18 protein-coding genes are annotated in these 24663 nt (G+C 50.6%); 10 read left to right on the top strand and 8 right to left on the bottom strand.

The features are described from left to right. The first annotated feature begins 18 nt into the window (after nt 1-18). The 3 genes from IB286_RS07205 (at nt 19) to IB286_RS07195 (ending at nt 6531) form a co-directional block, all read left to right on the top strand. A complete protein-coding gene (locus IB286_RS07205; RefSeq protein ID WP_190763998.1) occupies nt 19-1827 on the top strand; it encodes an acyclic terpene utilization AtuA family protein in 1809 nt (602 codons plus the stop codon). 171 nt (nt 1828-1998) lie between these two features. Next, nucleotides 1999-3840 (top strand): DUF3604 domain-containing protein, encoded by a 1842-nt coding sequence (locus tag IB286_RS07200; RefSeq protein WP_190763996.1) that lies wholly within the window; start codon nt 1999-2001, stop codon nt 3838-3840. Nucleotides 3841-4014: 174 nt separating this feature from the next. Then, nucleotides 4015-6531 carry a TonB-dependent receptor gene (locus IB286_RS07195; RefSeq protein ID WP_223826191.1) on the top strand — a complete coding sequence of 839 codons (2517 nt, stop codon included), beginning with the start codon at nt 4015-4017 and terminating at the stop codon, nt 6529-6531. A gap of 133 nt (nt 6532-6664) precedes the next feature. Here IB286_RS07195 and IB286_RS07190 read toward each other — a convergent pair whose 3' ends face one another. The 3 genes from IB286_RS07190 to IB286_RS07180 all read right to left on the bottom strand — a co-directional run bounded on the left by IB286_RS07190 (nt 6665) and on the right by IB286_RS07180 (nt 8222). Then, nucleotides 6665-6952, bottom strand: coding sequence for a helix-turn-helix domain-containing protein (locus IB286_RS07190; RefSeq protein ID WP_190763994.1), 288 nt, complete (start codon nt 6950-6952; stop codon nt 6665-6667). Continuing rightward, nucleotides 6942-7145: a type II toxin-antitoxin system RelE/ParE family toxin gene (locus IB286_RS07185; RefSeq protein WP_190763991.1), complete on the bottom strand. Its 204-nt coding sequence runs from the start codon at nt 7143-7145 to the stop codon at nt 6942-6944. The genes IB286_RS07190 and IB286_RS07185 overlap by 11 nt, the downstream gene beginning before the upstream one ends. 69 nt (nt 7146-7214) lie before the next feature. Next, a complete protein-coding gene (locus IB286_RS07180; protein WP_190763989.1) occupies nt 7215-8222 on the bottom strand; it encodes an AraC family transcriptional regulator in 1008 nt (335 codons plus the stop codon). Here IB286_RS07180 and IB286_RS07175 point away from each other — a divergent pair. After that, nucleotides 8221-8472: a hypothetical protein gene (locus IB286_RS07175; RefSeq protein ID WP_190763987.1), complete on the top strand. Its 252-nt coding sequence runs from the start codon at nt 8221-8223 to the stop codon at nt 8470-8472. The genes IB286_RS07180 and IB286_RS07175 overlap by 2 nt on opposite strands. After that, a complete protein-coding gene (locus tag IB286_RS07170; protein WP_190763985.1) occupies nt 8469-8882 on the top strand; it encodes a hypothetical protein in 414 nt (137 codons plus the stop codon). The genes IB286_RS07175 and IB286_RS07170 overlap by 4 nt, the downstream gene beginning before the upstream one ends. Nucleotides 8883-8890: 8 nt before the next feature. Here IB286_RS07170 and IB286_RS07165 read toward each other — a convergent pair whose 3' ends face one another. The 3 genes from IB286_RS07165 to IB286_RS07155 are packed head-to-tail and all read right to left on the bottom strand — an operon-like array spanning nt 8891 to nt 14587. Then, nucleotides 8891-10741, bottom strand: a complete 1851-nt coding sequence (locus IB286_RS07165) for a DUF3604 domain-containing protein (RefSeq protein WP_223826190.1) — start codon at nt 10739-10741, stop codon at nt 8891-8893. Between the two features lie 50 nt (nt 10742-10791). Beyond that, nucleotides 10792-13113, bottom strand: coding sequence for a TonB-dependent receptor (locus tag IB286_RS07160; RefSeq protein ID WP_190763981.1), 2322 nt, complete (start codon nt 13111-13113; stop codon nt 10792-10794). A 55-nt stretch (nt 13114-13168) separates the two neighbouring features. Continuing rightward, nucleotides 13169-14587 carry a cytochrome P450 gene (locus IB286_RS07155; protein ID WP_190763979.1) on the bottom strand — a complete coding sequence of 473 codons (1419 nt, stop codon included), beginning with the start codon at nt 14585-14587 and terminating at the stop codon, nt 13169-13171. A 151-nt stretch (nt 14588-14738) separates the two neighbouring features. Here IB286_RS07155 and IB286_RS07150 point away from each other — a divergent pair, with 151 nt between their 5' ends. From IB286_RS07150 to IB286_RS07130, 5 genes are all read left to right on the top strand, one after another. Further along, the gene (locus IB286_RS07150; RefSeq protein WP_190763977.1) at nt 14739-15788 is read left to right on the top strand and encodes an AraC family transcriptional regulator; all 1050 of its coding nucleotides are present in this window, start codon (nt 14739-14741) and stop codon (nt 15786-15788) included. A gap of 20 nt (nt 15789-15808) precedes the next feature. Next, nucleotides 15809-16978, top strand: coding sequence for an elongation factor P maturation arginine rhamnosyltransferase EarP (gene earP, locus IB286_RS07145; RefSeq protein ID WP_317889721.1), 1170 nt, complete (start codon nt 15809-15811; stop codon nt 16976-16978). A 54-nt stretch (nt 16979-17032) separates the two neighbouring features. Then, entirely contained in the window at nt 17033-17605 is a 573-nt protein-coding gene (gene efp / locus IB286_RS07140) for an elongation factor P (RefSeq protein WP_190763975.1), read from the top strand. Nucleotides 17606-17790: 185 nt separating this feature from the next. Continuing rightward, complete coding sequence (gene dbpA / locus IB286_RS07135) at nt 17791-19176, top strand: ATP-dependent RNA helicase DbpA (RefSeq protein ID WP_190763973.1); 1386 nt, start codon at nt 17791-17793, stop codon at nt 19174-19176. A 288-nt stretch (nt 19177-19464) separates the two neighbouring features. Beyond that, the gene (locus IB286_RS07130) at nt 19465-22014 is read left to right on the top strand and encodes a TonB-dependent receptor (protein WP_190763970.1); all 2550 of its coding nucleotides are present in this window, start codon (nt 19465-19467) and stop codon (nt 22012-22014) included. A gap of 24 nt (nt 22015-22038) precedes the next feature. On the opposite strand, the gene IB286_RS07125 is transcribed toward IB286_RS07130, so the two are convergent. Together IB286_RS07125 and yghU are read right to left on the bottom strand one after the other, a co-directional pair. Next, a complete protein-coding gene (locus tag IB286_RS07125) occupies nt 22039-23511 on the bottom strand; it encodes an alkaline phosphatase PhoX (protein WP_190763968.1) in 1473 nt (490 codons plus the stop codon). Between the two features lie 104 nt (nt 23512-23615). Continuing rightward, on the bottom strand, nt 23616-24458 hold the full coding sequence (yghU, locus tag IB286_RS07120) for a glutathione-dependent disulfide-bond oxidoreductase (RefSeq protein WP_190763966.1): 843 nt from the start codon (nt 24456-24458) through the stop codon (nt 23616-23618). Between the last annotated feature and the right edge of the window lie 205 nt (nt 24459-24663).

The following is a 24663-nucleotide window of genomic DNA, read 5'->3' as shown; positions in this document are numbered from 1 at the left end:
CAGAACCAAGGAGACATTATGACAACTTCCAGCATTCGAATCGGTGGTGCCAGCGGCTATTGGGGTGACGCCTCACTAGCCACGCCTCAACTGCTTGCCAGTGGCAATCTGGACTATATCGTTTACGATTATCTGGCCGAAGTTACCATGTCGATCATGGCCAAAGCTCGCGCCAAAGATCCCCAGTTAGGTTATGCCACCGACTTTGTTAGCGCCGCACTAAAACCCAATTTAAAAGAAATTTCCAAGCAGGGTGTAAAAATCATCTCCAATGCTGGCGGTGAAAACCCAACAGCCTGCGGCGAAGCCATTCGCGTTCTAATTGCTGAACAAGGTTTAAACCTTAAAGTCGCGATTATTACCGGCGACGACTTGATTGAAGAAAAGCAAAAACTGGCCGACGCCGCGTATACCGAAATGTTCTCCGGCAAGTCGTTTCCGGCGCTAGAAAAAATCGTCAGTGCCAACGCCTACCTAGGCGCTTTTCCCATAGCCCAAGCACTGGCCATGGGCGCCGATATTGTCGTTACCGGGCGCGGTGTCGACAGCGCGGTAACGCTGGGGGCATGTATTCATGAGTTTTCATGGCAAGCCGAGCAATGGGATCATCTAGCGCAAGCCAGTCTTGCCGGCCACCTCATTGAATGCGGCACCCATATGACCGGCGGCAACTACACCGACTGGGAAACTGTAGCCGATACATTGGCCGACGCGGGCTACCCCATTGTTGAAATCAACGCCGACAGCCGCTTTGTTTGCTGCAAACCGGAAGGCACCGGCGGCGCCGTGACCATTGGCACCGTTGCCGAGCAATTGGTTTATGAAATTGGTGATCCCCAGCGCTATATTCTGCCCGATGTTATTTGTGATTTTTCAGAGGTTACGCTCAATCAAATCGCAGAAAATCAGGTCAGCGTTAGCGGCGCTAAAGGCTACCCCGCCCCCGATCACTACAAAGTCAGCCTGACTTGGGAAGACGGCTTTCGCGGCGGACAAATCTATACCTATTACGGCCGCGATGCCGAACGCCGTGCTCGTGTTTTTGCCGACAATGCGCTTATCCGTGCACGCCGCGCCCTCACCCAAGCAGGCCTACCCGACTTCACCGAAACCTGCATTGAAGTGATCGGCTGCGAAGGCCATTACGGCGCAGAACGCAGCCAACAAAGCTCGCGTGAAGTAGATATTAAAATCGCCGCCATGCACCCCTCCCCCAAGGGCGTAGCATTATTGATAAAAGAAACCTTAGGCGTTGCCTTGGCGGCACCTCCGGGGCTCAGTATTTTTCAGGGCGGCATGCCCAAGCCCTCGATGGTGGTGCGTCTGTTTTCGCTGCTAGTGCCAAAAACCGAATTCGATATCCGCATAGAAATGGATGGCCAGTGTGAAAGTTATTGCGCGCCTGTCGCCAGCACTGACCCTGCTGTGATTAGTGAGCATGTTGTACCCTGCCTCGCCGCAGCAGAAGCAGATTGGGTAGCCGTTTCTTTAGAAGATTTGGCCTGGGCGCGCAGCGGCGATAAAGGCAATAAAGCCAATATCGGCGTGATTGCTCGCCGTGAAGAATACCTGCCGTATATCGCCCAAGCATTGACCGAAGAACGGGTCGCTCGCGCCTTTAGTCACTTTTTAGAAAATCCCGAACAGGCGGATGCGGTAGAACGCTTTTATTTGCCCGGCATCAATGGCCTAAACTTTTTGCTGCACGATGTACTCAGTGGTGGTGGCGTGGCCAGCTTGCGCAATGACCCTCAAGGCAAGGGTTATTCTCAGTTGTTATTGGGTATGTCGATCAAAGTGCCGCCAGCTTTATTAAGTAAATACTAACAATAAATATATGGCGCTAAATTCTATTTTTTATCGATAAACTTAAAAGGATTCGCAATTTGTCAAGTTGACGCCGCTTACCGTCAAGCAAAGTCTAAATAAAGACCTATACTTCTTTCAAAATAGTCATTTAATTTGACTGCAATAAAAATAAATATGAAAGGAGACATTATGTCTATTGTGCGTGGTAAGCGCGCGAAATTAGCGCCAAAATTTCGCCATAAATTGATCTATTCATTTATCGCCTCGGCGCTGTCCATCACCACCCAAGCTGGCAGCGAACAAGTTTATTCGCCCTATGCCAGTGCTACTTCCACCAAACGAGTATTGTGGGGCGACACCCATTTACATACCGACTTATCACTCGATGCCCGCGCATTCGGGGTAAGACTGGATACTGCCACAGCGTATCGCTTTGCCCGTGGTGAACAAGTTAACAGCACTAGCGGCCAGCCTGTGCGTCTGTCTCGCCCATTAGATTTTCTAGTCGTTGCCGACCACTCCGACGCGATGGGCGTGATGAAAAAGGTACTGGACAGCAATGACCCTAAATTCACCAAAGAACCAATTATTCAAGGCTGGCGCCAGCGTTTGCTCAGCAAAGGCGGTGATGCCTACCAAGCAGGTATGGATGTCGTTGCAGCACTGACTCTCGGCAATGCACCTAAAGTTGTCTATGAAAAAGACGGCTTTAAAGAGGTCTGGAAAAAACAGGTAGCAACCGCAGATCAATTTAATGAACCGGGCCGTTTTACCGCACTTATTGGCTATGAATGGACCTCAACACCACAGGGCAACAACCTGCACCGCAATATTCTTTATCGCGATGATGCCAGCTTTGCCGAGCAAGTTCTTCCGTTCACCTCAGCGGAGAGCAGCAATCCGGAAGACCTCTGGAAGTGGCTGGAAAGCTACGAGAAAAAGACCGGCGGCAAAGTAATCGCCCTTGCTCATAACGGCAATCTCAGTAATGGTTTGATGTTCCCAGACATTAACCCAGCCACTCAAAAACCCTTCACCAAAGAATATCTGGAAACTCGCGCGCGCTGGGAGCCACTCTATGAAGTCACTCAAATAAAAGGCGACGGCGAAGCGCACCCCCTGCTTTCGCCCAATGATGAATTTGCCGACTTTGAAAACTGGGACACCGGCAATTTGGGCCCGTCCTTAAAGCAAGACGACATGCTCCAATATGAGTACGCCCGCGAAGCGCTAAAAAACGGCCTTAAATTTCAAACCGAGCGCGGCCTTAACCCCTACCAGTTCGGCATGATTGGCTCCACCGATGCACACACGGCGCTGGCCACCGCCGATTCCGATAACTTTTACGGAAAAATGGCCTATATGGAACCCAGCCCAGATCGCTGGAAGCACCTGCTGGGCAGCTTTGGCGAAATGAAAGTGTTTGGCTGGGAAATGGTCGCCTCGGGTTATGCCGCTGTGTGGGCAGAAGACAACACCCGCGAAGCGATTTTTGACGCCATGCAACGCCGCGAGGTTTATGCCACCACTGGCCCGCGCATTACGCTGCGCTTTGATCTACAAAACGGAAAAAACACTCTGCCCATGGGCAGTATCGTTAAAGATCAACAGTCGGCACCAACCTTCCAAGTAGACGCGATGATGGATCCCACCGATGCCAAACTGGATCGCGTGCAAATTATTAAAGGCTGGGTGGATGCCAATGGCAAAACCCAAGAAAAGATTTACGAGGTTGCCTGGGCCGGCAAGCGCAAACTGTCACGCAAGGGCACGCTAAAACCCATTGGCAGCACAGTGAACGCAAAAACCGCTGAATACACCAATGATATTGGCAGCCGCACCCTTCGTGGCGAATGGCAAGACCCTGACTTTACCCCCGGACAATCTGCCTTTTATTACGCTCGGGTTTTACAAATTCCAACCCCCCGCTGGACCACCTACGATGCCGCCCGTTACGGCATCAAGCTGGATTCCAAGATTCCTACTGAAATTCAAGAGCGTGCCTATAGCTCACCAATTTGGTTGAACTAGCGATAAATGCATTTTGAGCTACAGTACAAACAAAAAACTAACTTTTTACATTAGCCGCAAAAAAGGAGATAGCGCTGACAATTTCAAGGATAAGACAAGGACCGTCCACCCTTTAATAACCCACTAACAATAATCATTTTAAAAGCATCAGGAAAAACGCTAGAGAGGCAAACCATGAGCATAATGCATAAGAAACTGTCCTTAAGCCGCACCATTCAATCCCTTTGCCGAGGCACTTTGGCAATGGGGCTTGCCAGTTCCGCACTTGCGGCACCGGTACTTGAAGAAGTGCTTGTAACAGCAACCAAACGCGCAGAAAGCCTGCAAGACGTACCCATCTCGATGATCGCCATGAGCGGCGAATCCATTCGTGAAATGGGCGTAACCCGCGCAGAAGACTTCGCCGCCGATATGCCCGCCGTGACCATGGCGCAAAACCCCATCGGTAACTTTGTATTTATTCGCGGTATCGGTACCCCCGGCGCCAACCAAGGTATCGAGCAATCTGTTTCCATCTTCCACGATGGTATTTACATGGGCCGTCACCAACTCACCCGCGCTCCGTTTATGGACTTGGCTCGAGTAGAAGTATTGCGTGGCCCGCAGTCGATTTTGTTTGGCAAAAACACCATCGGTGGTGCGATCAGCGTAATTACCGCTGACCCCACCGAAGAGTTTGAATCGTCGATTACCGCCATGGCCGGTAGCTACGGCGAAAAAGAAATCAGCGCGATTGTCTCCGGCCCATTAAGCGACACTTTAAGTGGTCGTTTGGCCGTGCGCGGTTATCAAATGGATGGCTATATCAAAAACGTGATGACCAACGAAGACGGCCCCGAGCGCGACGATAAAACCCTGCGCGGTAAACTGCGTTGGGATGCCGCAGAAGACCTCACCATTACCGCCAAGCTGGAACACAGCAAGTTTGACTCTACCCAACAATCGACCCAGCTTGCCGATATCAATCCCTACAATGCCGGCGCTCAAGCTACCTACGACTTGAACAAAGCCCTGGTCGCAGCGGCAACCGGGGGCGATGGTTCAGAGCGTTACGATGATGAACGCGCGGTCGATAACGACGGCGGCGCCCTATTATTCCAACTCCAGCCCGCCTTTATTGGCTCGCTGGGCTTCCCTGACAAAGAGGAAGGCAGCACCAATACCATGGATCTGGCCACGCTGATTTTTCAGTGGTCACTCGGCGAGCACGAACTAACCGCCACCACCGGTTACGCGCACTACGATTACCGCGACATCTGTGACTGTGACTTCTCCGCCCTGCCACTGATTCAAGTTGACGCCACTGAAGACTACGACCAGTACAGCCAAGAGATTCGTATAGCGTCTCCCGTAGGGCAGCAACTGGAATATATTGTTGGCGCTTACTATCACAGCAGTGACTTGGTTTACCGCTCTGGTGAAGCCTTTGGTAGCACGCTGGCCTTCCAGCAACTCGGCCTGGCAGACCCACGCGAACTGGCCAACCTCACCCGCGACTACGGCATGGATCAAAAACAGGAAATGTGGGCGGTATTCGGCTCGGCAACCTGGAGCTTTACCGACGCCACCCGCTTAACCGCCGGCCTGCGCTATTTCTCGGAAGATAAAGAAGTCGATCACTTCCTGAATAAACGCATGACTGGCGGTTGGGTCTATCGCGCCGGACAAACCGTGGGCAGCACCGCCGCTGATTACGACGCCTTCCTGACCAGCCCTACCGGCTCCACCCTAGCCAGCAACGGCTTCACCTATGCACAAATTACCGAGGAGGTTTACGACGGCTTATTGGGCACCTATGAACACGATATTCGCGACCGCAAACGCGACGAATCCGATGTTAACTACCAGCTAACACTGGAACATGACCTCAGCGCCGACACCATGATTTTCGCAACCGCCTCCAGCGGCACCAAGGGTGGTGGCTTCGATGCCCGCTTCCTGCGCAGCGATACTTCGCCGTTCTTCGAATACGAAGAGGAAAAAGCACAAAACTTCGAAGTGGGTATCAAGACTTATCTGTTTGATAACTCCATGACCCTAAACGCCACCGCCTTTATGGTCACTGTTGAAGATTATCAGGTCAGTATTTTCGACGGCGCCACCGCCTTCTTTGTACAAAATGCGGCGGAGATTGAAGCCAAGGGTCTGGAGGTGGATCTAAACTGGGCCGCCACCGAAAAACTGCGGGTTGGTTTTGCGGGCAGCTATCTGGACAACACCTACAAAGACTTCCCCAATGCGCCTTGCTGGGCAACACCTGCTTCACCCGCTAGCGCGGTTCGTGGCGACTGTGTAAACCCAGGCACAACTACGGCTTACCGCGATGCCTCTGGCGATACCAATGTGTTCTCACCTGAACTCGCCTTTAACCTCAATCTGAACTACACCCAGCCAGTGGGCAACAGCTTGATGGCTCGCTTTATATTCAATGCCAATTACAGCGATGAGCAATATGTATCGGCTGACCTTGACCCTATCTACGGCTACCAAAAATCATTCACCAAATATGATGCCCGCATCAGTCTTGGCGATGTGAACGAAAAATGGGAAGTGGCGCTGATTGGTAAAAACCTCGGCGATGAACTGACCAGCACCGGTAACGCCAACGACCAGCCACTGGTCAACGGCAACGGCTTTAAACAAACCGACCGCCTGCGCTCCTTTGCCCTGCAAGGTACCTACCGCTTCTAATTTCAGAAGCGTTCTAACTTAGCAATCTCTCTCGCCTATGGAGCCCTTCGGGGCTCCCTTTTTTTATCTATCGGGACATTTGTCTCTAGGCCGCATTTTCGCTGCCGCGACGGATTGTTATAAGTTGGCCCAATCAAGAACGTACTAATTTAACCTGTAGTTTATAGCCCACCGCATGTGCATACTTTTGCAGAGTGGCCAGCGAAGGTGAATGCTTGCCATTACCCAATGACGACTCGAGCCGTGTTACTGCCGGTGGTTTCGTACCCATGCGCTCAGCAACGTCAGCTTGGCTCAGACCTGCACTTTGCCTTGCCTTAAGCATTTGTCGAAGCAGCGCAAACTCCGGAGCCATTTCATCATATGCAGCTTTCACTTCGGGCTTGGAAAGTGCTGCTTCCTTTAATTCACTATGCTTCATTTTTAACCTCGCTCAAACGCTGCTGAGCTTTACGCAATTCTTTACTTGGGGTCTTTTGTGTTTTCTTTACAAATCCATGCAGCATAATGATCCGCTTGCCCACCTTGGTGCAGTAAAAGACCCTAGCGATACCTTCCTTACCCTTGACCCTCAGTTCAAAAAGACCATCAGACATAGCCCGTGTGTGAGGCATGCCCAAATAGTAACATATTTGTTACTTCCAACAAGCGACTAATGAGAGGGGCGCAGAGGAAAGGTAAATCTATCCGCAATCGGCTCTATTTGCCTTGCGATAATTACGGGGCGAGCAACCAAAGTGGCCGCTAAAAAAGCGGCTGAACGCACTCAATTCAGAATAACCCAGCATACTCGCCAAATCGGTTAAGGAAATATCAGACTCCAATAAATATTGAGTGGCCATTTCCGCCCGTACATTATTGAGCAAGTCCCCAAAGCATACGCCCTCGGCCTTGAGTCTTTTTTGCAAGGTTCGCGGATGCATGTCGAGCACTTCCGCAATCACTTCCTGGTCGCAACCGGTACTCAATAGGGAACGGATCAAGTTTTCAACCAGCTCTGGCAGCCCCCCGAGATTTTGACGCTTCAGCTCTTCGAGATAATTCAGAAAAAACTGCCGCATCGCCGGGTCAGTTTGGCTAGATCTGGCCGTTAATGCCTCGGCTTCAAACTCGATAGCGTAAACATCGCTGTCAAAAAACAGGGGGCAGGCAAAGGTTTTTTCATAAAGGCTGCTATCGGCAGGTTTACGGTGTTTGAAAAACATGGCCGAGGGTGTCCAAGCTCGCCCAAGAAATGAACGGAAAAAATTCACACCCACGGTCAATGAGCGGTCACAAAGATGGGGGTTACTGTTCATTCCCGGAGTGACATCATCGTAAGTCAGCAAGCATTTTTTACCGTACTGACTCATCGCGATTTGCGAGCTTTGATTGTGCAAAGAGATATAGCGGCTCAAGGCCTGCAAGGCTTCACCCAAGGTCTCGCTTTGCTTAGCTAGCAAACCCGCCGGGCCGATAAAGTCGATGGAATTACGCAAACCCAGCCGCAAGCCAAAATCGGCCTGTCCGGTTTTTTCCGCCGCGAGGTTCATTGCCCTCACAATTTGCCGGGAGGGAATAATATTGTCCGGGTTAGTCAGATGTGTCTCATTCAACCCGGTTTGCGCATAGATTTCTGCAGGATTTGCCCCCAATTCGAGGAGCAGCTCTGTAAATCCGCGGAACCCAGCTGCGCGAAGAATATTCGCCATGTACTACCTGATTTTATTATTTAGGGTGTTAGCAGCCCAAGAATGCGACAGATTGGAATTTCTTTGCAAGAAAAAATTTCCCCCTAACTCCTCTCCAAGTAGCTCCACATATACAGACAACACCAAGCAAAGCGGCAACCACACTGCAAAATGCCTTTTTGCAAAAGTGGTATCCGGCGAAAAAAATGACTACAGTGGTGCCCATCATTTCAGCAACATAAAAGAAATAAAGGACTCAGCTCCAATATGAACGTTGCCAGAAAGCTCGTCACACTGTCATTGCTTGTTTGTTTTATTGCGCTATTCACTGCGTATGCAAAGGGCGCGGCTTGGGACGAGGTAAAAAGCTATCTCTACCAGCATTATTCAAACGATAAACTCAATTTTATCGGCGCAATGCTGGCTGCATTTATTCTGTGCTCAGGGCCGTGGGGCATCGCATTTATAAAAGCAAAGCATCGGCGGTTTTGGCCCGGTGCAATCACCTTTTCGCTCATCGCCATACTGATTACCGGCTACTCCTACATCGAGATTACCCGTACCGAGAACATCGGCACCACTCCGGTTCTTATGCTGTGCCTGTTTCTTTTATGGCTTGCGTCGCTGCTCTCACTGATAAAAATTAGCGCGTTGGATAAGCCAATAGAAAACACTGATTAATATAGAACTTACTCAGAACTTGCTGCAGGGGTATACCAAATCGCGGAAGAATAAGCCCGCTCTTGAATGGTGGCTGGCTGACCACTGGTTTCCGGCGAAACGCCGAGAGCAATGGTGTCATACAGCGAATGACGCGCAGTGGGAATTTGAATAACTCGCACATAATAGGCGGCATATTGATCGGGATTAAAATCCGGGTCGTGCCAGACACCACTCAGCTCTGTTGCCCCAACCGAGTTTTCCAGCTCGCCGGTCAGTAAATTCACCGTATTTTTAACCGGCTCAGGAAAACCATTACTGGCCAATGGGCGCTGCCCGCTCCACAAGGCCGGGTAAACTTTTTCCTGAGGCTTGCCCTCACTATCCAGCCAAAGTTTAACAATATGTACCTGATCCAGATTCGCACCTTCGGCATCACGCAGTGCTTTTATGGCAATTTTCAGCGGCCGCTTTTTTGTATCCGCCATTAGCTCACCGCCCATCGGCACTCCACGCTTATAGGCTTCAGAGACAAATTGCGTTGAATTCAACATGGCCTCATCAAGATCGAAACCGCCAAATACCCGCAAACTAATGCGCGGCCCGGTTGAGGCATAAACCTCACGCTGCTTAAACGCTTTAAAAATCGCTTCGCGGGTATTTTCTTCGGCCCATACCGCCGCAATACCCGAGGCCGACACGCCCCAACCATTCGAAGGCAAGCCGGCTCGGCTGGCCTTATTTTCTGGCACCGAATCAAATGCCATCTTACCGAGGAAATTATCATCATCCGGGGTAGAAAATCCGGTATGGGTGTCGGTTGAGCCAATCACGCCCAATTTAAAGGGGTTGATGCCGAGGCTTTGCTCCAACTCCATGCCACTCGCAATGGCCTGCCGCACAAAGTCCGCCCGAGTTGCACGGTAATCACCATCTTGGTTTGGCTGCAGATAGTGGGGATAGCCCTCAAAATCGGCAAAGGCATCTTCTGGCGACAGGTCAGGCCAGGTTTCGCTATCGCCCTTCATTTGCGTGATTTCAACCACCGACTCGAATTTGGAACGAAGCTGCGCGTACTCCTGCGTCATTGCCTCGCCCTTGAGGGTCGACTTAGCAAACATATAACCTTTGGAGACATTGGAGTTATGCGGAATGGCAATAAATTGTGAGTCCGTCGTCTCCGCCGTACTTTCCAGCCAACGCCAAAGATCTTCAGGATATTGACTATCTAAAGAGCTGAACGGCATGTACTGGCTTGCCTTATCCGCGCCATCTGGTGTAAACACCACCCGATGAAGATTCGCGCCCATCGGCGTTGAGCTCCACTCCCAACCAATAAAGGCGGTGAACGCTCCCGGTTCATTATGGCGCTCGGCGGCGGCAATAATTTTATGCCAGATATTTTTCTCAATACCGGAAACATCGCCAAATAAGGTCATGCCCTTGGGTAGGCGATTCTCTGGATTAGCAACAGGATCACCCACAACATTGCCGGCAATCGGAGCCTGAATATTGCGAAAGGTAGCCGCGCCATTACCGCTATTTAATAGCGTTTTAACTAACCAGCCAGACAGTTTCCGGCGCAGGCTCAACCAAAAACCGACCTCGTCGAAATTGGACTGAAAATACATACTATCGACCACACCAAGGGCTTCGGCATGATCGCTCACCACCAAGAAATCCAGCGGCCGCGCTAATTTCACCTCACGGTTATTATAGGGATGATGAAGCACCTCACCCTTGGCAAAGCGAAAGGCCTCATCGGGGCCGATAGAAAAATTGCCGTTGAGAAATGCATCGCTGGAATACGCGGTATGCACGTGGGTATCGCCCCAATAAAGCTGGGTTTGCGCGCTGGCACTGCTTGAAAGCAGTAACAAAAATGACGCTGCTAAAAAATTTTTTCTTCTCACAACCATTGAACCTGTAATTAGTAATTCCAAGTAACCTGCATAGTGAGGGTTCGCGGCGGCGCCGTACCGGCAAAATGCGCACCGATAAATCGTGGCACATCATTGCCATTGGTTTTAGTAATTTCATCGGTCAGGTTTTTTGCCAGTAATGAAAACTCCCAGTTTCCATCGGGTTGTTTCAGTGCCAAACGCGCATTGACCTTGGCGTAGTCGCTTTGGTAATCCTCGTCATCTATATCGGCAGATAAGTAATAACCCGCGGTGTAGTTCACATCTACACCCAAACTAGCTACCCAGTTTTCGCTCACGGGCAAGAACATCACCGCGCCTAACGATGCGGTCCACGGTGCTGCGTACTCTGTAGTTTTGCCGGACAAATCCTGGACACAGGCGCGATTACCCGGATCTTGCTCCACTTGAGTTGCCGTACATCCCGCATCGGTAAAGCTCTCGTACTCGGAATCCAAATAAGCCGCTGAACCGTTTAACACCAAAAAGGTGGCCGCTCGCCAACGAAAATCCACTTCAAAGCCTTCGCTTATTGATGAAGCGGCATTACCCACTACGGTGCCCGTTGGGGTCAGCGTGGCGAACTGACGGTTATTGAATGTGGTATTAAAATAAGCCGCATTCACGGTAGCTGCACCGTTGAGCAGCGTCAGCTTGGCGCCCAGCTCTATGTTTTCAGCTTCTTCATCATCAAACTCAAATTTGGCGGGATCGCCACCACCATCCGAGGCATTAAAGCCACCGCTTTTAAAGCCACGGGCAAAACGCAAATAGGTCATCACATCGTTGTTTACAAAATACTGTAAATTCAGTGTTGGCGAGAGTGAATCTACGGTTGTAGAACCTTGCAGCTCATGGGGAACCACACCAATAACAAAATCTGACATTGCCAGCTTTATTGGGTCGTTAGTGGGTTCACGTTCACCAAAGCTAGCCACTACTTGCGACTTATCCACGGTTTTGGTTTCACGCCCTTGGCGCAAACCCAAGGTAATTTGAAAATCTTGGTTCAACAACCAGCTCACCTGGCCGAATACACCCAGTGATTCTGTTTGCTGATCAAAATCAGCAATGCCGCTGGTTTTAAGAGGGGCCAAGGGAAAGAGGCTATCAATAATAGTTCCGGCGGGAATAACCGTACTTAAATCGCCATCGATAATTTGAAAATTGTACATATCCTGTTGCGAGGCAAAAACACCGGCAACAAAATCGATACTGTCACTCAGCTGACCACTGAAGCGAAACTCCTGGCTTAGCTGGGTGAAATCTTCATATAGCTCCAGACCAATAATCGCGATATCCGTGGTATCGCCATCTACCGTCTGCTCGTACTCATAGGCGGAATAGCCGGTAATCGACGTAAAGATCAAGCTGTCGCTTATATCGTAATTAGCCGTTAATACCACCGCTTCGTTATCGGTAATGGAATAGGGATCTTTGCCGGCAAAATTACGCTCGGAGTTTTTATCATCGAGAACCCCGTCTTCACGTGGATCGAGATAATCCTCCAACTGGCTGAGCGGAATCGCATTGAGATAAAAGGTACCGGAAATATCACTGAGCTGATGATGCGAGCCTTCGGTATCAAAGCTGCCTTTTTCGAGCTTCAAGGCAAGATCCAGTTTATCGCTAGGTACCCACTGCCACACCAATCTGGCGATGGACTCCTGTTTCGCCGGAGCGTCTTCATCAGTCACGATATTGTGTAAGTAGCCATCACTTTCCGACCACTTGCCGGTAAAACGTAGGCCCATATTGTCGGTCAGCGGCCCCGAAGCAATCACGGAATAATCATTGCTGCCGTATTCAGGCTCCACCGCCGCGATCACTTCGGCAAAGAATTCCTGTGTCGGTTTAGCCGTGGTGATATTAATTGCACCGGCGATGGTGTTTTTACCGAATAGGGAACCCTGCGGGCCTTTCAATACTTCAATATGTGATACATCGGTAAACGGTGAGCGAAATTGATTGCCCCGGCCGGCATAAATATTGTCGATAAACATACCCACCGACTGCTCAAAACCCCGGTTCACCCCGGAGCCAACACCGCGAATAAAAATGGCATTGCCGATTAAGGTCTGCGACATTTTCAGGTTGGGCACATAGGCCGCAAGGTCTTCAATATTTTTTATGCCCGCCTGCTGAATCTTTTCGCCCGTGACCACCGACATGGAAATCGGCACATCCTGCAGGCTTTCACTTTTCTTTTGCGCGGTAACGATAATTTCTTCCAGCGCCAGTTCGGCTGAGAATACCGCAGCGGCTTCCAAAGCAAGAAACAGCCCCACACTACTTACAAGCAAATATTTTTTTACGATTCGGGCAGACATCAATCCACTACTCCCAATTTTATTTTTATATTTTGGCTAGGCCTTTTTCATCGACTTAATTTAATCGGGTAAAACTCAACGGCAATCGATCAGATGGAAACGTCAATGGAACATTATTGTATTTATATAAGGTCATTTTTTTATTCTTCTCTACTCGAAAATTTTTGAGCAGGTGAAACAGAAACATTTTGGCTTGTATCTGGGCGAAATGCAGCCCAAGACATTTATGCGATCCGCCCCCAAAGGGAATATATTGATAAAAATGTCCTTTTTGCTCCGCCCTTTCTGGCGAGAAGCGATAGGGATCAAAGGTTTCAGGCTGGCTCCAATATTCTTTCATATAGTGGGTGAACACCGATGAAATCGCGACCAGCGTCCCGGCGGGAATACGGTAGCCATTAAATTCAAAATCGTGTAACGCAAAGCGTGGCATCATCGACAAGGGCGGATACATGCGCAGCGACTCTTGCAGTACCAAGCCCATTTTTTCGAGTTTATCGACGTCATCAAAGCCCAAGCTCTCGATATTCAAAGCGTTTATCTCTTCCCGCAATGCTTCCTGCCACTCGGGATGAGCCGCCAGAGAATACAGCGTGCTGCTTAACGCACTGGTAGTGGTGTCATGCGCGGCAAACAATAAAAACAGAATATGATCGCGCACTTCTTCAGCCGAGAAGAACTTGCCCTGCTCATCTTTCATCTGACAAAACTGAGAGAAAAAGTCTTGGCCAGCTCCTGAGCGGCGCGCCGGTATCGCCTGCAAAATGTAATTTGATAAATACGCTCTTGCCCGCACGCCACGAGCAAAGGGTGAAAACCACAGCGCCTTGCTGCGAATAGGGTCAATAGTGCCCGCCACAACGCGCTCAAATGCCGCATTGAGTTTATCGGCCTTGCCACCAACTTCCATTCCCAGAAAGACTTGCGCACCGGTGTTTAACAGCAGCGATTTTACAAAATCCATCGCCTTTATTTCTCGACCGCTCTGCAGCTTACTGATGCCATTGCGCAGCAAGGGCTCCATCAGGCCCATATGCCCTTCTATTGCTTGGCGTTTAAACGCCTGCTGTAAAATCTTGCGCTGTACCTTGTGATCGCTGAAGTCGCGTTCAAGAAGATTATTATCAAACAATTGATCAAAGGCCTGATCCCAAGCCAGAAAATTTGAGAAGACCTTATTATCGTTCTGAAAAACCAGCTCGTTCGCCTGCGGCCCAAGCAATAAGACCATCTCGCCGCGCGGATCTTTCATCTTAAAAACCGGGCCATGCTTTTGATATTGGGTTTCAAGCCAGCCGTGAAGATTGGTCAAAAACCAATAGGTATGCCCTAAAAACGGCATACCGTAATCACCGGGCACATGCGCCAGATCCGGTGCGCTCAGGTTGCGCTGATATTTTCTTATTGCGCCTAGATCATAGGCCGACAAGGCATCAGAAATAGTGGGCTTATTATTATATGTTGCCTGTTCCAAAACGCTCTCCTCTCAATGGTGGAAGCTTGTCAGATTATCTATTGCGGTTTCCTCAGCGCCTATACTAGAATCGGTTACAAAGGGGTGATTTTCGGCCAAACTCAATGATAAAAACGACTCCTCCATACCCTTCATGTCGGCACCCAAAGCAATGACCGCAAGCAAAACCACCGCCACAGCACGACAAGAATCGCCGCTGCGCATACCCGGCTACTTCCTGTCTTACGCGGAGAAATTCCTCGAGGAGAACGGCTTCGAATCTTTACCTTTATGGCAAGCGGCCTCGCTAGCCAAGGAAAATTTTAATCCCATTCTGGATTCGGTCAGCGAAGCTCAATTCCAGCAATTTATCCTTGCGGCCAAGTCCCAATATGGCGAGCCCAGCTTTGGTTTTGAATTGGGGCGCAATATCAATATCACCGGTTTCGGCACACTAAGTCAGGCCTTGGTGAATTGCGAAAATGTCAGAGATACCACACAGCTTATGTCACGCTATTCAACGCTGGCATTTCCCTTAGTCAAATTCTCATGTTTTGATACAGACGACGGCTTTATTGTTGAATTTGATACACGCTCCCACTTTCAGAACTTAAACAGCATCATTGTCGAAATCCTACTTTCAACATTAATTCCCTCAATTCAATTTCTGACCGGCCAAGCTATTAAACCCGTACGCGCCGATATCGCCTTTACCAAACCCACTTACTGGGCGCGTTATCAAAATATTATTGCGGATGAAATCTATGACAACAGTCCGCGAAATCTTATTTATTTCCCTAGCCATGTCGCTGACTTGCCATTGCTGACGGCAAACAGAACCAACCGTGCGGTAGCCATCGAACAATGCGAACTGGCAATGGAGCAAAAAGGTGATATTAGCGACCTGCCAGAAAGGGTGATTTCTCAAATTCGCAGCAAGCTGGCGCAAAGCCCCAATGCGCTGGATATTGCTCGATCATTGAATATGAGTGAACGCACATTACGTAGAACACTAGCAGCAAGCGATGCAAGCTTTCGCGATTTATTGAAACAAGCACGCGAAGAAATGGCTAAGTTTTATCTAAGCAATAGCGCCATGCCAATCACCCTGATTGCGGGGAAATTAGGCTACCAAGAAACGGCGAACTTTCGCGCCGCTTTTAAAAGCTGGACAGGTTACACACCCGGCCACTGGCGCTCTGAATTTGGCCACGCCAAATAAAACGGTGAAGAAGCAAGCCAGTGCCTAGCAACCCAACAACAATAAACATCCCTCCCCGCTGGGACATATTTTGCTGTGTTGTCGACAACTTCGGCGATATCGGGATTTGCTGGCGTCTGGCCCGACAACTGGCCAATGAATACTCTTTAGCTATTCGGCTTTGGGTAGACAAACCTGAAGCCTTTCTAGCCATCTGCCCAAGCGTCACATTCCTAAACGAACAAGCGCAATTTGAAAACGTGGCCATCCACACATGGCCCGAACACTGGCCGCAAACCACGGCAGAGCAAACCGCCGATGTGGTGATAGAAGCATTTGGCTGCGACTTACCCGCCACCTACCTCAAGGCCATGAGCGAGCGAGAACAGGCACCGCTATGGTTAAACCTTGAATATTTAAGCGCTGAGGATTGGGTAGAGAGCTGCCATTTATTGCCCTCTCCGCAAACCAATGGCTTAAAGAAAACGTTTTTCTTTCCCGGCTTTACTGACAAAACCGGTGGTTTGCTGCGAGAAGAAAATTTAATCGAACAGCGCCGCCGCTTTCAAAGCAAGGGCGGGGCCAAGCAACAGTTTTTGGCCAGCTTGGGCGTTCACCAAACAAACCAAGCCGTATTAGTTTCCCTATTTACTTATCCCAATACCGCCTTACCGTTGTGGCTGGATGAATTAGCGAATGGCACGCAGCGCTGTCATTTACTGATCCCCCAAGGGCTCATTTCCCAAGCGGTAGCCAAGTATCTTGCGCAGCAAAAATTAAACGTAGGTGAGCGGTATCAAAAAGGGCAATTATGTATTCAAGCCATTCCCTTTATTAGCCAACAGGAATACGACCAATTGCTTTGGAGCTGCGAGCTAAATCTGGTTCGCGGTGAAGATTCGTTTGTTCGCGCGCAGTGGGCTGGCCAGCCCATGCTTTGGCATATCTACCCCCAAGCGGAAGCCGCCCATCTGATCAAGTTAGAGGCTTTTTTAAGCCATTATACCCGCACAATGACAGCCGAAAATGCGGCTCAATATCGTTCAATTTCAATGGCTTGGAATTCCGCCGAGGCCCCGCCACACAAGGGCTGGCTGGAGTTTTTATTGAGCGCCACCAACCGCGCCCACGCCTCAAATTGGTGCACCGATCTAAGCCAGCAAAAAAATCTTGCAGAATCACTTTGGCGTTTTTACCGAAACTGGTTATGATGCGCGGCCACCTCACGCGGCTGGCATCCCTATTTTCCTTTTTCGGATTCCAATATGAAAACCGCACAAGAAATGAAAGCCAACAGCGTGATGCTGATTGACGGTCAGCCCTGGATGGTTCAGAAGGCTGAGTTCACCAAATCCGGTCGCAACAGCGCGATTGTTAAGATGAAACTCAAGAACCTGCTCAGTGGTTCCACCACTGAAACTGTGTTCAAAGCCGACGACAAAGTTGAGCCTGTTATTCTTGAAAAAGTTGCCGTAACTTACTCCTACTCCATGGATACCACCTACGTATTTATGGACGACAACTTCAACCAATACGAACTGAACGCCGACGATATTGAAAGCGTGCTGCCCTATATTGTGGATGGCATGACCGATATCTGCGAAGCGGTTTTCTTTGAGGGCAAAGTGATTTCCGTTGACCTGCCGACGACCATCGTTCGTCAGATCACTTACACCGAAGGCTCTGCCCGTGGCGATACTTCTGGCAAGGTAATGAAACCCGCCAAGCTGAGCAACGGCACTGAAGTAAAAGTTGCCGACTTCTGTGAGATTGATGACTGGATCGAAATCGATACCCGCACCGGCGAATACAAATGCCGCGCTAAAGCACCCGCCTAAGCATCAGCCTTAACTATTCGAACAAACCATCGCCAGCTCGCTTGAGTAGGCGATGGTGATTCCATTTCTAATCTAAGTTTTTTAATAACTGGTCGTATTGCCGGGATTGCTGCACGCCTTTTCCGCGATCACTGTTAGAATAGCCACCACCCTACAACTCCCCTCCAACCTGAACGCCGCCCCTTATGAGTAACACCTCTTTTTCCACATTGAATCTGCGCACTGAACTCACCGAGAACCTCAGCACGCTCGGCTATCAGGATATGACACCCATTCAAACCCAAAGTCTGCCACCGGTATTGGAAGGCCGAGATGTGATTGCTCAAGCGAAAACCGGCTCCGGTAAAACCGCCGCTTTTGGTCTGGGCCTACTTAACAACCTAGAGGTAAAACGCTTTCGGGTTCAGGCACTGGTATTGTGCCCCACCCGCGAGCTGGTCGATCAAGTCGCCGTAGAGATTCGCCGTCTGACCCGTGCTATTCACAATATCAAAGTCTTAACCCTGTGCGGCGGCACCGCGTTTGGCCCACAGCTGGGCTCGCTGGAACACGGCGCCCATATCATTGTGGGCACACCGGGCCGGGTAGAAGAACACCTGCGCAAAGGCTCTCTACAAACCGCCGACATTAGCTGCTTTGTACTCGATGAAGCCGACCGCATGTTGGATATGGGCTTTGAAGAAACCCTGAATAAGATCGTTGCCAAACTGCCGACAAAACGGCAAACCCTGCTGTTCAGCGCGACCTACCCCGACACCATAGAGAGCATGGCTAAACGGGTTTTAAACAAGCCGGTCATGGTGCGGGTAGATGCCAGCCACAGCGCACAAAGTATTCCAGAGCGCTTTTACAAAGTGGAAAGCAATGAGCAACGCCGTGAAGCACTGCGACGCTTATTACTCGAACAACAACCTTCTTCAGCGGTGGTGTTTTGCAATACCCGCCAAGAAGTCAAAGAGGTCAGCGAGCAACTTCAGCAATGGGGTTTCAGTGTTTTAGCCTTGCACGGCGACTTAGAACAACGCGATCGCGATGAAATGCTGGTGCGCTTTGCCAATAAAAGTGCCACGGTTTTGGTCGCTACCGATGTTGCCGCTCGGGGCTTAGATATTGATAACGTCGAGCTGGTGCTGAACTATCAGGTGGCCCATGACCCAGAAGTGCATACCCACCGGGTGGGCCGTACCGGGCGCGCCGGACAAACCGGCTTGGCGCTTACTTTATTCAGCGACCGCGAAGCCCATAAAGTGGCCGCCCTGAATCTTTCAATTGATCCAATCATGGATGCCTTGCCGCTGCCGGGCAAAGCCATTCTCAATGCCGCGCCCCCGACTCCGCCTATGGTCACGCTGCAAATTGACGGCGGCAAAAAACAGAAACTGCGGCCCGGCGATATTTTGGGCGCACTCACTGGTGAAGGCGGTATTGCCGGCAAAGACGTTGGCAAGATTCAGATTTTTGACACTAAAAGCTATCTGGCGGTCGCCAGAAATAGCGCCAAAAAAGCCTATAACAAACTGGCTACAGGCAAATTGAAAGGCCGCAATTTCCGTTTGCGGCAAATCGGCTAAACCTACAAATTCCCGCCCATCTAGATAGAAGTGCAACAGCGCTTCTTCTCTCGTCTTTAAAGATTCCTCAATAACACTTGCGTTATTTTTACACTATGGTGTAAAAATATACTAAGTTACAAATACAGTTTCTGAGTCATAACAATAATCATGGCGGTGAACCTTCCTCAGCGGTAGATCACCCGCCCAGAAATGAGGTGTCTCTTGATCACTCGTCATGCCGTTTTGAAACCGCTTCCGCTTGCCTCCGTGCTTCTGCTTGTCTCAGGACTACTGGCCACGGCCAGCATGGCAGAAACTCTGCCCAAAACCCTGCCAGAATCGACAGCAAGCAAGTCTAGCGCCGTGCTGGAAGAGGTCTTTGTTACCGCCCGTAAACGCAGCGAAAGCATGCAGGAAACGCCCATAGCGGTTACCGCGATCAGCGCCGAAGCACTGCGTGAACGGGGCATTACCAATACTCAGGAACTGACTAAATCTGTACCCAGCTTGGAAATTCGTAAAGGCCAAGCCAACCAGATTTATATTCGCGGTATCGGTGAGCGCACCGGCTTTGCGCGGGTTGATCCCACCGTTGGCGTGTATCTCGATGACTTGTTTCTACCGCGCTCAGATGGGCAGTTACTCGACACGGTAGATGTTCGTAGTATTCAGGTGTTGCGCGGTCCGCAGGGAACCTTGTTCGGCAAAAACACCACCGGCGGCGCCATGGTTGTCAGTCTGGAAAAACCCGACGATAGCCGCGATGCCTATGTCGATTTTGGCGTGGGCAATTACGCGCAACATCATTTAAAAGCGGGCGCCAACTTTCCAGTCAGCGAGCATTTCTTTGTGCGCTCCGCCATCAATATCACCAAGGACGATGGCTACTTCAAAAACATTGGCCAAGGCAGCAATAACCCCACCAACGACCGTCAGGCCTTCTTGCTACAAACCCGCTGGGAACCGAGCGCAAGCTGGAGCTTAGACACCCAATTCTTTTTAGGAAAAATTCGCGAAAATATGACCGGCACCAACTGTAGCCTGCCCAATAAAAAAGCCCTCTATTACGAAGGTTTGTGGGTGGCACACCCCGGCGATACTGACCCCAGCAATTTAACCAAGTTTAAGGAAAACTGTGACGCCAACTCCCGCGCGGTATTGGGCGATCTAACCTCCAACCAAGGCGCTAACCCTCGGCTCACCAAAGATTTGGATACCATTTTGCTGGCCGCCACCACCGAGTGGCAACTCAGTGAAGATGTAAATATGAAGCTGGTGCTGGGTATTCGCGATGAGAAAGAAGGCCCGATTCAAGCTAGTGATCCCGACGGCGGCCCCGCTCTGTGGACCAGCTATATCAATACCGAAGACAGCGAACGTGATTCCTACAGCCTTGAATGGCAAATCAATGGCAGCGCCTTTGATCAACGCCTGCGCTACACCACCGGCCTTTTTGCCATGCGCGAAACCAATACCGAAAACTTCAGCACCTCGAATGTCATTCGCGGTATCGACACTCAAACTCTGGCCGAGATTGCCGCGGGCAGTGCACCAACGCGCCCCGCTCCCGGCGGCACCGTACCACTGGTCGGCTTTGTCGGATTGCCCTTAGTGGTGTCTGATTTTGATTTAAAAAATGAATCCCTCGCGCTTTTTGCCCAAGCCTCTTATGACATTACCGAGCAACTTGAGTTAACCGTGGGCTATCGCATGACCGAAGAATTGCGCTACTCCACGCTGGGCACAACTGAGGCGGATATGGCGGCCATTGAGCAACGTTTAATGACCAACCCCTTGTTTGGCAGCACGACCAGCCTCGGCCTGTTTGGGCCGGGTTTAGAAGGTTTCTTCCCCTATCTCGGCCCACTCGGCTGGCGCGATGACCCCGTCAGTATTGCCGCCGCCTTATTCCCCGATGCCAATGGCGATGCCTTATTGGATTACCCCATTGACCCCAATTCATTTCGCAGCGAAACCCGCGAGGAAACCTTTCGGCAAAGCACACCGATGGTATCGCTGTCCTACACCCTGCCGGAGCGCTGGTTAAATCAAAGCGTGATTAATAGTGGCCTGGTTTACGCCACGTGGAGCCGGGGATTTAAGTCGGGCTTTTTTGAGCCACGCGGTGTCGATGGACTACAGCGGATTAATCCTGAAATTGTCACCAACCATGAACTGGGCTTTAAATTCGACGCCTTTAATCAGCGGGTTCGCCTAAATGGCGCGATCTACCTGATGGATTTTGATGACCAGCAATTGATTGCCGTGGCATCGGATTCGGCGCAAAACGCCGTGGTGGTATTTGGCAACGCGGGTAAATCAGAAATCACCGGCACCGAGCTGGAATTTCTCTGGTTAGCCGCCGAAGGTTTGCAGCTCAACGCCAGCCTGAGCCTGAATAATTACCGTTACTTGGAATTTAATGAATTGGATTTACAGGCTGCGATTATCGGACAGGAAAAATGGATAGATCGCAGCAAGGAAACCTTCCCCGTATCACCTGACAAATCCGCCTCGGTAGGCGCGCAATACAGTTGGCGCAGCGAGCTTGGCGACTTCACCGCCCGGCTCGACATCAGCTATAAAAGCGATATTTTTTACGGCTTCGACCCCGGCTCCTATACCGCATTTAAAGAAGACCCCGCCAAGGCCGGGCAGCCCGCTTACACACTTACCGACGCTCGTCTAAGTTGGCAAAACGATAGTGGTGATCGCATTATTTCGGCTTGGATTAAAAACCTAACCGACGAGCGCTATCGCATTGGCGTGGTCGCGGTTGCGGATTCTTCCGGGGTGTACAACGAGGCCTGGGGCGAGCCCCGCATGTTTGGCTTGGATATGCGCCAGGCGTTTTAAGCCCGGCGCAAGCAAGAGCAAGACTTAACTCGACAGGGGCTTGGCCAAGGGCGGATTCACCCGCACCGAAAACGGCATAGTGATTTCATAGGTCACACCGGCAACACGGGTAGGGATCAATGAACCCGGTTCCAGCTCAGGCGGGAAAATTCCCAGCGGACGACTGCGCTGACCAGACACATAAATTTTATTGCCAGTTGGGCCAATCGCCACACCGGTTACTTCGGTTAATGAAGCGCTGCCCGGCAATTGCAGTAATGGAATGGTGCGGCGATCTGGCAGCAATACCATGCAGCGCATAAAGCCGCCGTCTTCCACCACCAGCATTTCACCATCTAGGGTCATGGCAATATTATCAACGCCGGTTAGCGGCTCTTCATCAAGATCGAAGGGCGAACCGGGCACGCCATTTTCAGGGTTGTAAATGCTTTCAATGGTGCCGCCATCAATATCCATCGCCCAGATATTGTCATCACTTTTGGTAGAGAAGAAGACGATACCGTTGAGATACCACACGCCCTCATTACCGCCAAAAATGGTGGCATCGACCCTATCCACCGTGTCTGGCTGCGGCGTGCCATCATCAATCGCATCACTCCACTCGAAGGGGGTTGGACCTTCGCGCGCAGCATCAATACCAGCAGGAACATACAACACCTGCAATTTACCGGCATCCATATTGGGGCGCTGATCGGCCACCGGCCAATCGCTCAATTCCCAAACGGTGCGATAGAAACGGTCGGTATCGGAATCTATATCTTCGGTGTGGTAAATAGCGCGATGATCAACATCAATCGCCACCATCTCATGGGCTTTACGACCAAAGCACGGCAGCTCTACCGCCTCACCACCATCGCGCAGCGGGCTGCACTCAAACATTTTGCCGTCGTAAATTTCTTCACCATTAATCCAGGTGCCCCAAGGAGTTTCACCGCCTGAACAATTTGTGGTGGTGCCACGCTGGCAAGCATAGGCATCAATCAAATTACCCTCGGCATCAAAACGTAACGCGCTCACACCACCACCAAAAAACGGCGGCAAATACTGCGCGGTATCCCGATCCAAACCCTGACGGAAAATACCCGTGGGGTCTTGGTCGCGAATTGTGGTTAGATCGCGGGCCTCTGAATTACTCACATAAATCCAGCCGCCGTCCTCGGTGCGGAAAGTACCACCTCCATCGGGATCGGAGTGCCAGAAAAACAAGGGATCAACCGAGGGCAGTGTTGGCTCACCGAAAAGCGCAACCATGCGCGAGGTAAAACCGGCGGGCAAGCGAATGCCGTCTTCATTGGGCTCTAACAGTGGGCCAATGGTATTAAATTTACTGCGAAAAACCGCATTAGAACCGCCAGATCCACTACTGCTACTGCTGCTACCGCCGCAAGCGGTTAGCCAATTTGCTGTGGCCACACTGCCGCCAGCGAAAAACAGATTGCGAAGAAAAACCCGACGTGACCAGCCTTTACGCTCCACGTCTTTCAGAATGGGGTTCATGGGAAGTCCTTAATGCAGATAAATAACGATCTAATTTAGCGCACTAAGGTTTCAAAAAAATGAAATATCCGCGATCAGCCGCAAATATCCAGAATAGATTTCGCTTATACAAAGTCGTCCATTGAATGGCGCTCCGCCAACTGTCCCTCCGGCGCACCCCATACTCTATTTACCCGCCGGCCCCGTTTTACTGCCGGGCGCGCATCAATCTCCTGCGCCCAACGCAATACATTGGTATAGCTCTGTACATCGAGAAATTCCGCCGCTTCATAAAGCCGGCCTAACACCAGCACCCCATACCAAGGGTAAGTCGCCATATCGGCAATGGTGTATTCATCACCACAAAGAAAACGGTGACTCGCCAAATGCTGATCCAAGACATCCAATTGGCGCTTCACCTCCATGGTGTAGCGGTTAATGGGGTATTCAAATTTCTCCGGCGCATAGGCATAGAAGTGCCCAAAGCCGCCGCCGAGAAAGGGCGCACTGCCCATCTGCCACATTAACCACGACTGACACGCCGAACGCTCCGGCAAACTGCTGGGATAGAACTTGCCGAATTTTTCCGCGAGATACAGCAGAATTGCGCCAGACTCAAAAATGCGTTGCTCCGGCGAAACCGAGCGATCTAACAAGGCGGGAATTTTTGAATTGGGATTGAGCGCGACAAAGCCACTGCCAAACTGATGGCCCGATTCAATATCGATGGGATAAGCATCGTACTCCGCCTCAGCAATTCCCAGCTCGACCAGCTCTTCCAGCATAATCGTGACTTTAACTCCATTAGGCGTCGCCAAAGAATAGAGCTGGAAAGGGTGCTTACCCGACGGCAATGCCTGTTCGTGAGTGGCCCCGGAAACCGGACGGTTAATAGAAGAAAACTTGCCCCCATTGGGGTTATCCCATGTCCAAACTTTGGGCGGAGTATAGGGTTGCTGCTCAGTCACGGTTTCTCTCCCTTTTCACTTTTTTCGGCCAGTCTAGCCTATTAGCGTAAAGACTAAGGCTCACCCTAAGCCCATGTAAAGAAAGGCCCAAAAATTATCTGCCCATAATTCCAAACATCTGACATTCAATTCTGCGTGAGACAAAATGAAAAGTGCTCACGACCTTGTTGCTGCCGCCAAAGCCGAAATCCAAGAAGTGAATTTA

It is taken from the genome of Spongiibacter pelagi, assembly GCF_014705705.1.
Lineage (GTDB): Bacteria > Pseudomonadota > Gammaproteobacteria > Pseudomonadales > Spongiibacteraceae > Spongiibacter > Spongiibacter pelagi.
The sequence above is the reverse complement of the archived record's forward strand: the minus strand, read 5'-3'. Positions and strand labels throughout refer to the sequence as shown.

Coding starts and splice junctions, on each gene's coding strand:
- IB286_RS07200 (WP_190763996.1), top strand. CDS start 1,999: ATGTCTATTGTGCGTGGTAAGCGCGCGAAATTAGCGCCAAAATTTCGC.
- IB286_RS07170 (WP_190763985.1), top strand. CDS start 8,469: ATGAACGTTGCCAGAAAGCTCGTCACACTGTCATTGCTTGTTTGTTTT.
- IB286_RS07160 (WP_190763981.1), bottom strand. CDS start 13,113: ATGTCTGCCCGAATCGTAAAAAAATATTTGCTTGTAAGTAGTGTGGGG.
- dbpA (WP_190763973.1), top strand. CDS start 17,791: ATGAGTAACACCTCTTTTTCCACATTGAATCTGCGCACTGAACTCACC.
- IB286_RS07175 (WP_190763987.1), top strand. CDS start 8,221: ATGTACTACCTGATTTTATTATTTAGGGTGTTAGCAGCCCAAGAATGC.
- IB286_RS07130 (WP_190763970.1), top strand. CDS start 19,465: ATGGCAGAAACTCTGCCCAAAACCCTGCCAGAATCGACAGCAAGCAAG.
- IB286_RS07150 (WP_190763977.1), top strand. CDS start 14,739: ATGACCGCAAGCAAAACCACCGCCACAGCACGACAAGAATCGCCGCTG.
- IB286_RS07205 (WP_190763998.1), top strand. CDS start 19: ATGACAACTTCCAGCATTCGAATCGGTGGTGCCAGCGGCTATTGGGGT.
- IB286_RS07180 (WP_190763989.1), bottom strand. CDS start 8,222: ATGGCGAATATTCTTCGCGCAGCTGGGTTCCGCGGATTTACAGAGCTG.
- IB286_RS07125 (WP_190763968.1), bottom strand. CDS start 23,511: ATGAACCCCATTCTGAAAGACGTGGAGCGTAAAGGCTGGTCACGTCGG.
- IB286_RS07195 (WP_223826191.1), top strand. CDS start 4,015: ATGAGCATAATGCATAAGAAACTGTCCTTAAGCCGCACCATTCAATCC.
- IB286_RS07190 (WP_190763994.1), bottom strand. CDS start 6,952: ATGAAGCATAGTGAATTAAAGGAAGCAGCACTTTCCAAGCCCGAAGTG.
- efp (WP_190763975.1), top strand. CDS start 17,033: ATGAAAACCGCACAAGAAATGAAAGCCAACAGCGTGATGCTGATTGAC.
- IB286_RS07185 (WP_190763991.1), bottom strand. CDS start 7,145: ATGCCTCACACACGGGCTATGTCTGATGGTCTTTTTGAACTGAGGGTC.